The organism is Cytobacillus sp. MT66 (genome assembly GCF_058792595.1).
Window position 1 is genome coordinate 65112 of record NZ_JBXAFB010000005.1, and the last position, 12380, is coordinate 77491.

The following is a 12380-nucleotide window of genomic DNA, read 5'->3' on the forward strand; positions in this document are numbered from 1 at the left end:
TGACCTCCTTTCTAATCTCTATATAAATATGCAGGGAATGTTAATTGGTTTATCCGTCCATATAAATGCAAGAGTGGCTATTTTGTTCAAACTTTACTATAATAGTTGGATGGAAAAGGAAACGATATATGAGGAGTTATAAATAATGAATGAAACTAAGTTTGATCGGTTTAATCTAAAGCCTTTTATTATGGAGGCAGTAAAAGAAATTGGGTTCTATGAGCCAACTGAAATACAGGAACGGTTAATTCCTGTTATTTTAAAAGGAGAAAGTGCAATTGGCCAATCCCAGACAGGAACAGGCAAAACACATGCTTATATTCTTCCTATACTAGAAAAAATTGATTTCTCTAAAAAGGAAGTTCAGGCAGTTATAACAGCACCGACAAGGGAACTGGCTAACCAAATCTATCATGAAATATTAAAGATCACCGATCATTGCCAAAAAGATGAGGAGATTACTGCCCGCTGTTTTATTGGAGGAACAGACAAGCAGCGTTCAATTGAAAAGCTAAAACAGCAGCCGCATATTGTTGTTGGGACACCTGGAAGAATTAATGATTTAGTCAAGGAACAGGCTTTATTCGTCCATAAAGCAGACATGCTGATTGTCGATGAAGCAGATTTAATGCTTGATATGGGATTTATTGAGGACGTGGACCAAATTGCAGCAAGAATGCCTGAAAAGCTGCAAATGCTTGTATTTTCTGCGACAATTCCAGAAAAGCTGAAACCTTTTTTGAAAAAATATATGGAAAATCCAAAATATATTCAGATTGAGCCGTCGCAGGCTGCGGCTGCCAATATTGAACACCAGATTATGCCGGCTAGACATCGCAGTAAAACAAAGCTAGTATTTGAAGCATTAACTGCATTCAATCCCTATTTAGCCATTGTTTTTACAAACACAAAGAAAATGGCGGACGAGGTTGCAGACGCCTTGATAGGCAAAGGATTAAAGGTTGGCAGAATACATGGAGATCTTAATCCAAGGGAACGGAAGAAAATGATGAAGCAGATCAAGGATCTGGAATTCCAGTACATTGTGGCAACAGATCTTGCTGCACGTGGAATTGATATCCAGGGGATCAGCCATGTCATCAATTATGAACTGCCAACAGATCTTGACTTTTATATTCACCGTGTCGGCCGGACGGCAAGAGCCGGATATTCAGGGATCGCCTTAACAATATATGAAACATCTGATGAGGATGCCTTAAACAAACTTGAAAAGATGGGGATTGAATTTACTCATGTAGATTTGCAAAAGGGCGAATGGGTGGATCTTGGCGCCAGAAATAAACGAAAAAATCGCCAAAAACAGCTCGATGAAGTGGATAAAGCAGCTAAATCCATTGTGCAAAAGCCTAAAAAAGTGAAGCCGGGCTACAAGAAAAAGATGCAAGCCGAAATGGAAAACTTTAAAAAACGGCAAAAACGGCTTCAGAGAAAAAAATAAGGGGAGAGAAACCGATGTTAAAAATAGGATCACACGTGTCTATGAGCGGGAAAAAAATGCTTTTGGCGGCAAGTGAAGAGGCAGTGTCCTATGGAGCAAACACTTTTATGATTTATACGGGAGCTCCACAAAACACAAGAAGGAAAAAGATTGAGGATTTAAATATCGAATCCGGTCTCAAGCATATGCAGGAAAATGGCATTGCAGAGATCGTTGTGCATGCTCCATATATTATTAACATAGGGAATACCACGAATTTAAATACTTTTGAGCTTGGCGTTAATTTCCTTCGCTCAGAAATTGACCGTACAGAGGCAATAGGCGCCAGACAGATTGTTCTGCACCCGGGTGCGCATGTTGGCGCCGGAACTGAAGCAGGTATTAAAAGAATTGTTGAAGGGCTTAACGAAGTCTTAAAAGGCGATGAAAAAGTCCAGATTGCTCTAGAAACTATGGCTGGCAAAGGCTCAGAATGCGGAAAATCCTTTGAAGAGCTTGCGATGATTATCGATGGTGTAAACTATAATGATCATTTATCCGTTTGCTTTGACACCTGCCATACACATGATGCCGGATATAATATAGTCGAAGATTTTGATGGCGTTCTGGAAGAATTTGACCGGTTGGTTGGAATCGACCGCTTAAAGGTTCTTCATATCAATGACAGTAAGAACGAGCGCGGCATGAGAAAGGACCGTCATGAAAATATCGGCTTTGGCCATATCGGTTTTAAGGCGCTAAACTATATTGTCAATCATCCGCAGCTTGCAGACATTCCGAAAATACTTGAGACACCCTTCGTTGGCGAGGATAAAAACAATAAAAAGCCGCCTTACAAGCATGAAATCGCGATGCTTCGCGCGCAGGAATTTAATGAAAATCTGCTTGATGATATTATGGAAGGCTAAGAAAGCAAAAAAGCTGTGAAAGGTTTTAAATTTCACAGCTTTTTTTGCTTTCTATAAGTATTTTATTTAGTAAATTGTATAAATAGCTGATTTACTGATCTTGCCGTTTCTGGGCCCGCTATTTTAGCAATTTCCTTAATTAGCTTAGTACGCTCGCTGTCATTGAAAATGTTTACGTTTTTTCCCCTTAAGTACTCTGCAATTTTCGCCGCCTGACTTTTATTGATTGAAATATTAAATTGGTTGGCATATTTAAGTAATTCTGAAGCGGTTATCGTAGAAATTTTATGATTGATGATATTCTCAAAAATTTTCACGTCTTTGCACCTCCATTGTACTTTATGAGATGTAACAGGAAATCGTGACAATTATTTTGCCAGCACCGCCACACAGGCTTGTTTCTTTACAATAAAGGTATTTTTTTGTATACTATGCTTTGTAAATCGGAATGATTAGCATTTATAAATCGGAATGATTCTTAATAAAAAGGCTTTGTTAAGGCATAATGTTGATTGTAACCGCTAAAGTTGATTGGAATGGAAGCCGTGTAGACTCCTGGGGGATCAGCATTGAAGCGAAACCCCGCAGGAACGTATGTGACTAGGAGGCTCGCAAAATGCCCTTAGGTGCGCGAAGCGCCTGGAGAGGAAATCAACGGCCAAATTTAACAAAGCCAATAAAAAAGGTGATGTAATGAAAGAAACAAAAAAGCCGATTATTGAAATAGACCATATCACCTATCGATATGAAAAAGAGAATGTACTTGAAGACATCCATTTAACCGTTCATGAAGGTGATTTTGTTGGGATTGTCGGACCCAATGGCTCCGGTAAATCTACATTAATGAAGCTTATTCTTGGACTGCTTAAAATTCAAAAGGGCAGTATTCGCCTGTTTGGAGAAGAAGCAGGCAAATTTAAGAAATGGCATAAAATTGGGTTTGTTTCCCAAAAGGCGAATTCTTTTAATACTGGGTTTCCGGCAACTGTCTACGAGGTTGTTGCCAGCGGGCTGACAAAGAAGCTCGGTCTTTTTAAATTTATGAAAAAGGAACATCAGGAGAAAGTTCTTCAGGCCATTGATTCGGTCGGGCTTCTATCTTTTAGAAACCGAAACATTGGCGAACTTTCAGGGGGACAGCAGCAGCGAGTATTCATTGCCCGTGCGATCGTCAGCGATCCCAAGCTGCTTATTTTAGATGAGCCGACAGTGGGCGTGGATGCGCAGAATGTACAGTCCTTTTATGATATGCTTAATGATTTAAATAAAAAGTGGGGGATCACTCTGCTCTTGGTTACCCATGATATTGGCACCATTTCTGATAAGGTGACACATGTTGCGTGCCTGAATAAGCACTTGCATTTTCACGGTGTAACATCCGAATTTGAACAGCTAAAAATGAACGAAATGTCAGAGTTCTATGGCCATGATATTCATATTCTTCAGCATAACCATGACCATGTGCATCATGGAGGAGCAGTGCAATGATTGAAGGGATTTTACAATACGAATTTTTGCAGAATGCCTTTTTTACAGGGATGATCATCGGCATTGTTGCTCCGCTGATTGGGGTATTCATTGTAGTCAGAAGGCTATCGCTGATTGCCGATGCATTAAGTCATGTTACTTTGGCAGGAATTGCCTTTAGTTTATTTTTGGAGAAAAAGTTTATGCCGACGAGCGGCTTAAATCCCATGTATATGGGGATGGCCTTCTCTGTTGCAGGTTCTTTGTTCATAGAAAAACTACGCTCAGTTTATAAGCACTATCAGGAACTCGCTATCCCGATTATCTTATCCAGCGGAATTGGCATCGGGGTCATATTTATTTCCCTTGCTGACGGCTTTAATACCGACTTATTCAGTTACCTTTTTGGAAGTGTGAGTGCCGTAAGCCGATTGGATTTATGGACGATATTAGCGATTAGTATTATTGTCATCGTTCTCATTGTCCTTTTATATAAGGAATTATTTTTATTGTCCTTTGATGAGGAGCATGCCAAGGCATCAGGAATCGCGGCGAAAAGCATCCATTTTATCTTTATTGTTATGGTGGCGCTTGTTATTGCCGGGTCCATGAGAATTGTCGGCATCCTGCTTGTCTCCTCCTTAATGACGCTGCCAGTTGCAGCAAGTATCCGAATTGCCAAAGGCTTCAAACAGACGATTCTTTATTCAGTGCTGTTCGGAGAGGCATCTGTACTAGGCGGTCTGATTTTGTCTTACTATATGGATCTTGCCCCGGGCGGAACCATAGTCATGCTTGCCGTAGTAATTTTAGCAGGCACGATCCTTTTTAAAAAATTATCGATGCGTTCTTACTGATTGGCTGTGTTAAAGCTTAATATTTGATTTTAATCGCTTAGCTGATTGGAGCACAAGGCGCGTGATCCCGGGAGATCAACGGCCAAAATTAACAGAGTGACCTGATTTATTGCAGGGCTTAGTTGAATCCTGCCCGATTTGAGGTGAATTTTAATGAATGTAAGTGAGGCTATTGGGCTGTTAAAAGAAAGTGGCTATAAGCATACGGGGAAGCGCGAGGATATGCTTGAGCTCTTTGCGAAAAGCGATAAGTATTTAACTGCCCGGGATGTTTTAGCATGGATGAAGGATGATTACCCAGGTTTAAGTTTTGATACGATTTATAGAAATTTATCTTTATTTGTTGAGCTTGGCATTCTGGAAATGACGGAGCTTTCAGGTGAAAAGCATTTCCGCTATACCTGTGCACATGAACAGCATCACCATCATTTTATATGCTTAGACTGCGGGAAAACCAAAGAAATTGAAACATGCCCGATGTCAGGACTCAATGAAAGTCTTCGCGGATATGATGTATCAGGACATAAATTCGAAATATACGGACGCTGCCCAGAATGTTTTAACCATAGAGCAGCAAATTAAAAACGGCCATAGAGAGCTGCATGACAACTATTATGTCAGCAGCTCTCTGAATAGCCGTTTTTTTGACTTGGAGGAAAGTTTTAGTCCATGCGTAGTCAGAATGAGCGTGGTATTCTGACAGCTTAACAATTTTCCATCTATGCCTTGTCAGAATAACCCCTGCATTTAGACAGGTTCACACCATTTCGTCTATGCGTAGTCAAAATGAGCGTGGTATTCTGACAACTTAACAATTTTTCGGCTATGCTTTGTCAGAATAACCCCTGCATTTAGACAGGTTCACACCATTCCGTCTATGCGTAGTCAGAATGAGCGTGGTATTCTGACAGCTTAACAATTTTTCGTCTATGCCTAGTCAGAATAACCCCTGCATTTAGACAGGTTCACACCATTCCGTCTATGCGTAGTCAGAATAACCCCTGCGTTTTGACAAGTTCACAACTTCTTTGCCAAGCCTAGTCAGAATAATACCCCCTGCATTTCGACAGTTTTCCAAGCCTTCTTTTTTGCCCAGTCAGAAACTCTAAAACCCCGTTTAATCCCAGCCTTTTAGCCAGTTCTTTACCCATTGATCGGCTTCCTGCCAGTCATTAACCCTGATTACGCCCTTAGGAATTGGGTCCTGGTTATACGGGGTATCAAATAAGACGACAGGGATTTTGCATTCCTCGTGAATCATGACGGCATTGTCATGTTTGTCCTCAAAGAAAATATCCACTTGATGTTCCTTAGCTGCCTTTAATTTATTATGCGAGCCCAGCAGGTCAATATAGTCAAAGCCAATGGAATGTTTAAGAAACCACTCCTTTGTTAAATCTAACAGATGGGCTGGCCGTGCGCTAATAAAGAAAAGCTCATGCTGGTTTTCCCATTGATTTAAAATATCCTTTGCCCCTTGGGCAAGAGGTGATTCGGCATAAATGACAGGCTCGCTTTTTTTAAACCAATCGGCAAATTCCTCAGCAGAAATGTCAACCAGCGGGGTTAAGTCGTATTGTAAAATATCTTTTAAAGTAATATTCAAGTTAAAGGCTTTATTTAAAAAAGGGATCATTGATGTTGGACAAGTTACCGTACCATCAATATCAATCCCAAAACGTTTTTTCATGAAGAACTCTCCTTTTGCAAAAGATATCTATAATATCTTATCAAATGAAAGATTAGGACTAAAGTCTTTTCCACTTGTTATTTATTTTAAGGGGATTGGAGCGAAAAGCAAAGCGGCTAAAAGGCAGAAGTTAAAAATTTACATAATAAAAATGCTAATAACGCAAACAATAGTAATGCTCCAAAAAAAGCTGCACACTTTAACGGAATGCCCAATCATTCAAATGCTTCCATCATTGAAAGCGAGGGATTAATTTGGCAGATCAAGAACGCGATTACGAAGACTATGATCTCCGGCACAGCGAGGATATAGGTTTAAAAAACGAACACGGAGCAAAAGACGAATTCCGTGAAGAAACCTCAGCTGAACTAGCGGCACCGATTTCATATGATAGAGGCTGGGAAAAGGATAGAGATAATGAAAGGGATACGGAAAGAGCAGATACTGGCAGAGGGATTGGCTTTACTGCTCTGGCACTATCCATTATTTCATTGTTTGTATTGCCTGTCCTGTTTGGAGCAACAGGAATTGTTCTCGGCTTTGTTGCACGAAACAGAGGGGCAACAAGCCTGGGCAGCTGGGCAATTGGAATTGGTGTAGTTTCCATTATCATTGGAATGTTCATACTCCCGTTTTATTAAAAAAGGGGAAAAAAGGAGCCTGGCACTGGGTGCCAGGCTTTTTCTTTGACTTAGCTTTGAGCTTCAGCTTTTTGTTTCTCTTCCTCTTGCTTTGCAAAATATTCTTCTGCGATTTTGTCGATTTCAATTTTTAATTCTTCCACCATTGTTTCCTCTGGAACTTTTCGAACAATTTTTCCTTTGCGGAATAATAGGCCTTCACCTCTAGCGCCAGCGATGCCAATATCTGCTTCGCGTGCTTCGCCAGGTCCGTTTACGGCACATCCAAGAACGGCTACTTTAATAGGGGCCTTAATTTTTTGGATATATTCCTCAACCTCATTGGCAATGCTGATTAAATCAATTTCAATGCGTCCGCATGTAGGGCATGAAATAAGCGTAGCAGCGTTGGAAGATAAACCAAAGACTTTTAAAAGTTCTCGAGCTACTTTTACTTCTTCGACAGGATCCGCACTTAAGGAAATACGAAGGGTATTTCCGATGCCTTTATTTAAAATTGCGCCTAATCCAGCCGCGCTCTTAACTGTACCGGCGAAAAGCGTGCCAGATTCTGTAATGCCTAAATGTAATGGATAGTCAAAAGCTCTTGCTGCTTTTTCATATGCCTCGATCGCTAAGTTAACATCTGATGCTTTCATCGATACAATGATGTCGTGAAAGTCAAGATCTTCAAGGATCTTAATATGGTGAAGCGCACTTTCAACCATACCGTCAGCAGTTGGATATCCATATTTTTCTAGTATTCTCTTTTCTAGTGAACCAGCGTTAACCCCAATACGAATAGGAATACCCTTTGCTTTAGCTGCTTTTACGACAGCCTCCACTTTTTCTCTTTTTCCGATATTTCCTGGGTTAATTCTAATCTTATCAGCTCCGCCTTCAATTGCTTTAAGGGCAAGCTTATAGTCAAAGTGGATATCGACGACGAGCGGGATATTGATGCGTTTTTTAATATCCGCGATCGCATTGGCTGCTCTTTCATCAGGACAAGCAACCCTGACAATTTGACAGCCAGCTTCTTCTAAACGTTTTATTTCAGCAACGGTTGCATCCACATCATGAGTTTTCGTTGTTGTCATACTTTGGATAAATAACTCGTTGCTTCCGCCAATAGTTAATGGACCAACTTTTACTGGACGTGTTTTCGTCCGATGTATAATTTCATTCAATGGAGATTCGCTCCTTTTGTTAAACAATAAGTATTAATTCTGCTTTGAGAATTGTCCAGCTCCAGGTGCCATCGGCTAGTGTACTTCGCTCATCTCCCTACGATAAGTCAACATCGAATCGCTTGCGCTCTCCGTGTTTCCTTTATCTCAGTCGAAGCGCTCTAGTCCATACGCCGATAAGCAGGCGCCTTCCGCTTTTCTTATCTATTGTATCAATGAATTGTTCAAATTGACAAGAATGTTGGTTTAGTAAACGCGGTACTTTTATTCTTAATTGCTATAATCAGGAAATTTATAGGTTTGTCCTGATTTTATAGCTTCGGGTTCAGTCCCATTATTTAAACGTTTAAAGTCCGCAATGACTTCTTCAATCGATACAGGCAGGGGTCCACCTAATTTCTGCTCAACAACAGACAGTACGGTTTCCCCAGGCGAGGCTTTTTTTTCAAAATACGGGAAGCTGACAGGGGATGCGGATACAGCCTCTGATTTAATCTCTTGTACTGGTTCTGATTTGGAAGGAAGCGTCCCTTTGGTCAGGTCATGAAAAATAATAAAGAGAATTAGGGCGGAAATAAGCAGGACGGCTAAACGTTTCATACGGGCGAAACCTCCATGAATAGTTTGGTTGTTTACCACATATGTATGCTTGTCCAAAAAAATTATGACAAAAATAAAAGCACCTTGGATGTTTTTTGAAGAACATCAAAAGGTGCTTAATAATAATTTACAGATCATGTTTTTGCTGGGGGATTTCTTTTATAGACAGCAGCAAGATCATAACGGCGACAAACCAGTAGATCATTCCGCCGTTTGGCACCATTGTCTTGAGTGCATCCATAACAATAAAGAAGACGGTCGGCAAGGTAAAGCTATAAGCGGCCATTCTCCATAAATGACGGTACCGCAAGTCTCTTGCTAATAATTTTGTTAATAGAAGGCCAATGAAAGCAAGTACAGAGACTTCAATAAATTTCACCCCTGAAGTAAAAATAAACGAAATGACACACATGATGGGGATAATAATTCCGATCGATGAATTAACCATAGAAAGCATATTTAGAAAGTCATCACGAGTAAAAGTATCAATCATTGAATAGGGGATCGATTGCACCTGATTGCCTGCAATAAAATAACCGTGATTCTTTAAAAGCCCAACCGTGTTTGTGCTGTTGTTAGTTAAATCCTGCGGGTTCACCGTTCCAGTTGAGTCAAATACGATGGTGAAATCTTCCCTATTAATGATAATCGGTTTTTTATGATCTGATTTCAGCTCCCCGTTTTCGATGGAGAAATCAGGAATTTCATTTTCGATACTTGTTTGTATTGCGTTAAGCCCATTTACTAGCGCTGTGCTTGAATAGGCAAGTGAAGGAATGACCGAAAGCAGGGCAAGAAAAAATACATAAAGAATAGTTTTCCCAATTCCCTGCGAATGAAACGCGGCGATTTCCTTTGGTGAGAACAAACTGTTAATAAATTGTTTAAAAATATTCATCCATGCACATCCTTATTAAAATTCAAACATGACTTTTGTAAACGTTTTGTAAATTTGCACGAAGATCCGTTTACAATTTAGCTTTCTCAATTAATAATTGTATGGTGTTTGTTGATAAATGTCGAATATTAAACTGGGAGTTGAAACCGTGGAACTAAATATTCAGCTTATGTTATTTGAATTCTTTGGCGGATTGGGAATCTTCTTGTATGGTCTTAAATCGATGGGTGATGGCCTGCAAAAATCCGCCGGTGATCGTCTAAGAGATTTATTGGACAGATTCACGACAAATCCCGTTATGGGTGTATTAACCGGTATTCTTGTTACTGTTCTTATTCAAAGCAGTTCAGCTACAACAGTTATCACCGTGGGACTAGTCAGCGCAGGCTTTATGACGCTCCGCCAGGCTATAGGTGTTATTATGGGAGCAAATATTGGTACAACGGTAACCGCCTTTATTATTGGTATTGACGTTGGGGAATATGCTCTTCCGATTATCGCAGTTGGTTCGATATTATTATTCTTTTTCAAAAATAAAAAGGTCCATAACTTTGGACAAATTGTGTTTGGATTCGGTGCGCTTTTCTATGGGTTAGAGCTGATGAGCGGCGGGATGAAGCCTCTTAGATCGCTGGAGTCCTTTCATGAATTAACCGTTAATCTGAGTACAAACCCTTTTCTTGGTGTAATCGTAGGGACAATATTTACAGTGATTGTACAAAGTTCCAGTGCAACGATTGGTATTCTGCAAGGTCTATTTGCTGAAGATTTATTGGATCTGCAAGCGGCACTGCCTGTTCTTTTCGGGGACAATATTGGAACAACAATTACAGCTGTGCTGGCATCTATCGGCGCTTCTGTTGCGGCTAAAAGGGCGGCAGGGGTGCACGTTCTTTTCAATTTAATTGGGACAACCATATTCCTTATTTTATTAAAGCCATTTACATTGCTGATCGCGAATCTTCAGGATAGCATAGGCTTGAACCCGGAAATGACCATAGCTTTTGCTCATGGAATTTTTAATACATCAAATACAATTATTCAATTGCCTTTTGTTGCTGTATTGGCATTAATTGTCACAAAGCTGATCCCTGGTGAGGATTCTGTTATTGAATATAAAGCAAAGCATTTGGATCCTGTTTTTATTCAGCAATCTCCATCCATTGCCTTGGGACAAGCAAAAGAAGAGGTTTTAAGAATGGGGAAATTCTCTATCAAATGTCTGGATGAAACCCATGAATTCTTAAAAACACGACTTCCAAAGCATGCAGAAAGTGCCATGCAAATAGAAGATGCACTAAATAATTTGGATCGTAAAATAACTTCCTATCTAGTTGATATCTCTACAAGCTCTTTATCTTCACATGAATCAGAAGAACACACGATGCTTATTAATACAATCAGTGACATCGAGCGTGTTGGTGACCACTGTGAGAACATTATTGAACTAGTTGAGTATCAGCAAGCCAATAAGGTTCTCATTTCGGATACAGCGATGGATGATCTTAATGAAATGTTTACTCTGACCATTTCTACTGTATCAGAAGCCCTTGAAGCGCTGGATAATAAAGATAAAGACGCAGCCATGCATGTTGTCCAAAAAGAAGAAGCGATTGACAAAATGGAAAGAAAGCTGCGCAAACAGCATATTATCCGTCTTAGCGAAGGACAATGCTCTGCCCAAGCTGGAATTGTTTATGTTGATATTGTCAGCAATTTGGAGCGGATAGGTGACCACGCAGTGAATATTGCGGAAGTGATCCTGGGAGAAAAAGATTTGTAAAATCGGCAAGGAGCGCTATGCTCCTTGTTTTTTATTTTGTAAGGATAAATGTTTAAAAACGGGGAAATATAGATATGGCTGTTATCAAGCATTTTTATTGAAAGGATTACCGAACTTTGGTAATCTTAAGTGGAAAGCTTAAAAGAATGATTCTCATTTTAGAATCGAATAAAAACGGGAAAATTCTGAAGGCTTAAATAACTGTACATAGGGAGGAATTTAACATGGCTTTTGAATTACCGCAATTACCTTACGCTTACGATGCTTTAGAACCAAACATCGATAAGGAAACAATGAACATCCACCACACAAAACATCACAACACATATGTAACTAACTTAAATAATGCACTTGAGGGCAACGAAGAACTTCTTTCTAAATCAGTAGAAGAAGTTATTTCAAACCTTGATGCTGTTCCAGAAGCTGTTCGTACAGCTGTACGCAACAATGGCGGCGGACATGCTAACCATTCATTATTCTGGCAAGTGATTTCTCCAAATGGCGGCGGTGCCCCAACTGGTGAATTAGCAGATGCTATCAACAGCAAGTTCGGAAGCTTAGAAAACTTCAAAGATGAGTTTGCAAAAGCTGCTGCTGGCCGTTTCGGTTCTGGCTGGGCTTGGCTTGCAGTTAACAATGGCGAGCTTGAAGTAACAAGCACTCCAAACCAAGACTCTCCATTAATGGAAGGCAAAACGCCAATCCTTGGTTTAGACGTTTGGGAGCATGCATACTACTTAAAATATCAAAACCGTCGTCCTGAATACATCGGCGCATTCTGGAACGTTGTAAACTGGGATGAAGTAGCTAAGCGTTACAGCGCTGCGAAATAATAATATTTAAAAGAAGAAACATGTCGAGCCTTTTTCCTCGACGTGTTTTTTTTATGAACTTAGTTGATTGGAGCG

Annotated in this window: 13 protein-coding genes; 8 read left to right on the forward strand and 5 right to left on the reverse strand. The window is 40.1% G+C overall.

The window, feature by feature from the left end; genetic code table 11:
- The first annotated feature begins 145 nt into the window (after positions 1 to 145).
- Both AC1Q59_RS10665 and AC1Q59_RS10670 read left to right on the forward strand, forming a co-directional pair.
- A complete protein-coding gene (locus tag AC1Q59_RS10665) occupies positions 146 to 1459 on the forward strand; it encodes a DEAD/DEAH box helicase (protein ID WP_492365810.1) in 1314 nt (437 codons plus the stop codon).
- A 14-nt stretch (positions 1460 to 1473) separates the two neighbouring features.
- Positions 1474 to 2367 (forward strand): deoxyribonuclease IV, encoded by an 894-nt coding sequence (locus AC1Q59_RS10670; protein WP_492365811.1) that lies wholly within the window; start codon positions 1474 to 1476, stop codon positions 2365 to 2367.
- Positions 2368 to 2429: 62 nt separating this feature from the next.
- On the opposite strand, the gene AC1Q59_RS10675 is transcribed toward AC1Q59_RS10670, so the two are convergent.
- A complete protein-coding gene (locus AC1Q59_RS10675) occupies positions 2430 to 2684 on the reverse strand; it encodes a DUF2624 domain-containing protein (RefSeq protein ID WP_492365812.1) in 255 nt (84 codons plus the stop codon).
- Between the two features lie 376 nt (positions 2685 to 3060).
- Between AC1Q59_RS10675 and AC1Q59_RS10680 the strand changes: the two genes are divergently transcribed.
- The 3 genes from AC1Q59_RS10680 to zur all read left to right on the forward strand — a co-directional run bounded on the left by AC1Q59_RS10680 (position 3061) and on the right by zur (position 5273).
- The gene (locus tag AC1Q59_RS10680; protein ID WP_492365813.1) at positions 3061 to 3855 is read left to right on the forward strand and encodes a metal ABC transporter ATP-binding protein; all 795 of its coding nucleotides are present in this window, start codon (positions 3061 to 3063) and stop codon (positions 3853 to 3855) included.
- Positions 3852 to 4691 (forward strand): metal ABC transporter permease, encoded by an 840-nt coding sequence (locus tag AC1Q59_RS10685; protein WP_492365814.1) that lies wholly within the window; start codon positions 3852 to 3854, stop codon positions 4689 to 4691. Before AC1Q59_RS10680 ends, AC1Q59_RS10685 begins: the two co-directional genes overlap by 4 nt.
- A 153-nt stretch (positions 4692 to 4844) precedes the next feature.
- Complete coding sequence (zur, locus tag AC1Q59_RS10690; RefSeq protein WP_492365815.1) at positions 4845 to 5273, forward strand: zinc uptake transcriptional repressor Zur; 429 nt, start codon at positions 4845 to 4847, stop codon at positions 5271 to 5273.
- A 535-nt stretch (positions 5274 to 5808) separates the two neighbouring features.
- Here the strand turns inward: zur and AC1Q59_RS10695 are convergent.
- Entirely contained in the window at positions 5809 to 6381 is a 573-nt protein-coding gene (locus AC1Q59_RS10695; protein WP_492365816.1) for a 5' nucleotidase, NT5C type, read from the reverse strand.
- Between the two features lie 254 nt (positions 6382 to 6635).
- On the opposite strand from AC1Q59_RS10695, the gene AC1Q59_RS10700 reads away from it, so the two are divergent.
- Complete coding sequence (locus tag AC1Q59_RS10700; protein ID WP_492365817.1) at positions 6636 to 7022, forward strand: hypothetical protein; 387 nt, start codon at positions 6636 to 6638, stop codon at positions 7020 to 7022.
- A gap of 50 nt (positions 7023 to 7072) precedes the next feature.
- On the opposite strand, the gene ispG is transcribed toward AC1Q59_RS10700, so the two are convergent.
- From ispG to AC1Q59_RS10715, 3 genes are all read right to left on the reverse strand, one after another.
- Positions 7073 to 8182, reverse strand: a complete 1110-nt coding sequence (gene ispG / locus AC1Q59_RS10705; protein WP_492366081.1) for a flavodoxin-dependent (E)-4-hydroxy-3-methylbut-2-enyl-diphosphate synthase — start codon at positions 8180 to 8182, stop codon at positions 7073 to 7075.
- A gap of 279 nt (positions 8183 to 8461) precedes the next feature.
- The gene (locus tag AC1Q59_RS10710) at positions 8462 to 8791 is read right to left on the reverse strand and encodes a hypothetical protein (protein WP_492365818.1); all 330 of its coding nucleotides are present in this window, start codon (positions 8789 to 8791) and stop codon (positions 8462 to 8464) included.
- Between the two features lie 127 nt (positions 8792 to 8918).
- A complete protein-coding gene (locus tag AC1Q59_RS10715) occupies positions 8919 to 9689 on the reverse strand; it encodes a DUF1189 domain-containing protein (RefSeq protein ID WP_492365819.1) in 771 nt (256 codons plus the stop codon).
- 118 nt (positions 9690 to 9807) lie between these two features.
- Between AC1Q59_RS10715 and AC1Q59_RS10720 the strand changes: the two genes are divergently transcribed.
- Both AC1Q59_RS10720 and AC1Q59_RS10725 read left to right on the forward strand, forming a co-directional pair.
- Complete coding sequence (locus AC1Q59_RS10720) at positions 9808 to 11472, forward strand: Na/Pi cotransporter family protein (RefSeq protein ID WP_492365820.1); 1665 nt, start codon at positions 9808 to 9810, stop codon at positions 11470 to 11472.
- Positions 11473 to 11696: 224 nt separating this feature from the next.
- The gene (locus AC1Q59_RS10725; RefSeq protein ID WP_492365821.1) at positions 11697 to 12305 is read left to right on the forward strand and encodes a superoxide dismutase; all 609 of its coding nucleotides are present in this window, start codon (positions 11697 to 11699) and stop codon (positions 12303 to 12305) included.
- Positions 12306 to 12380 lie beyond the last annotated feature (75 nt).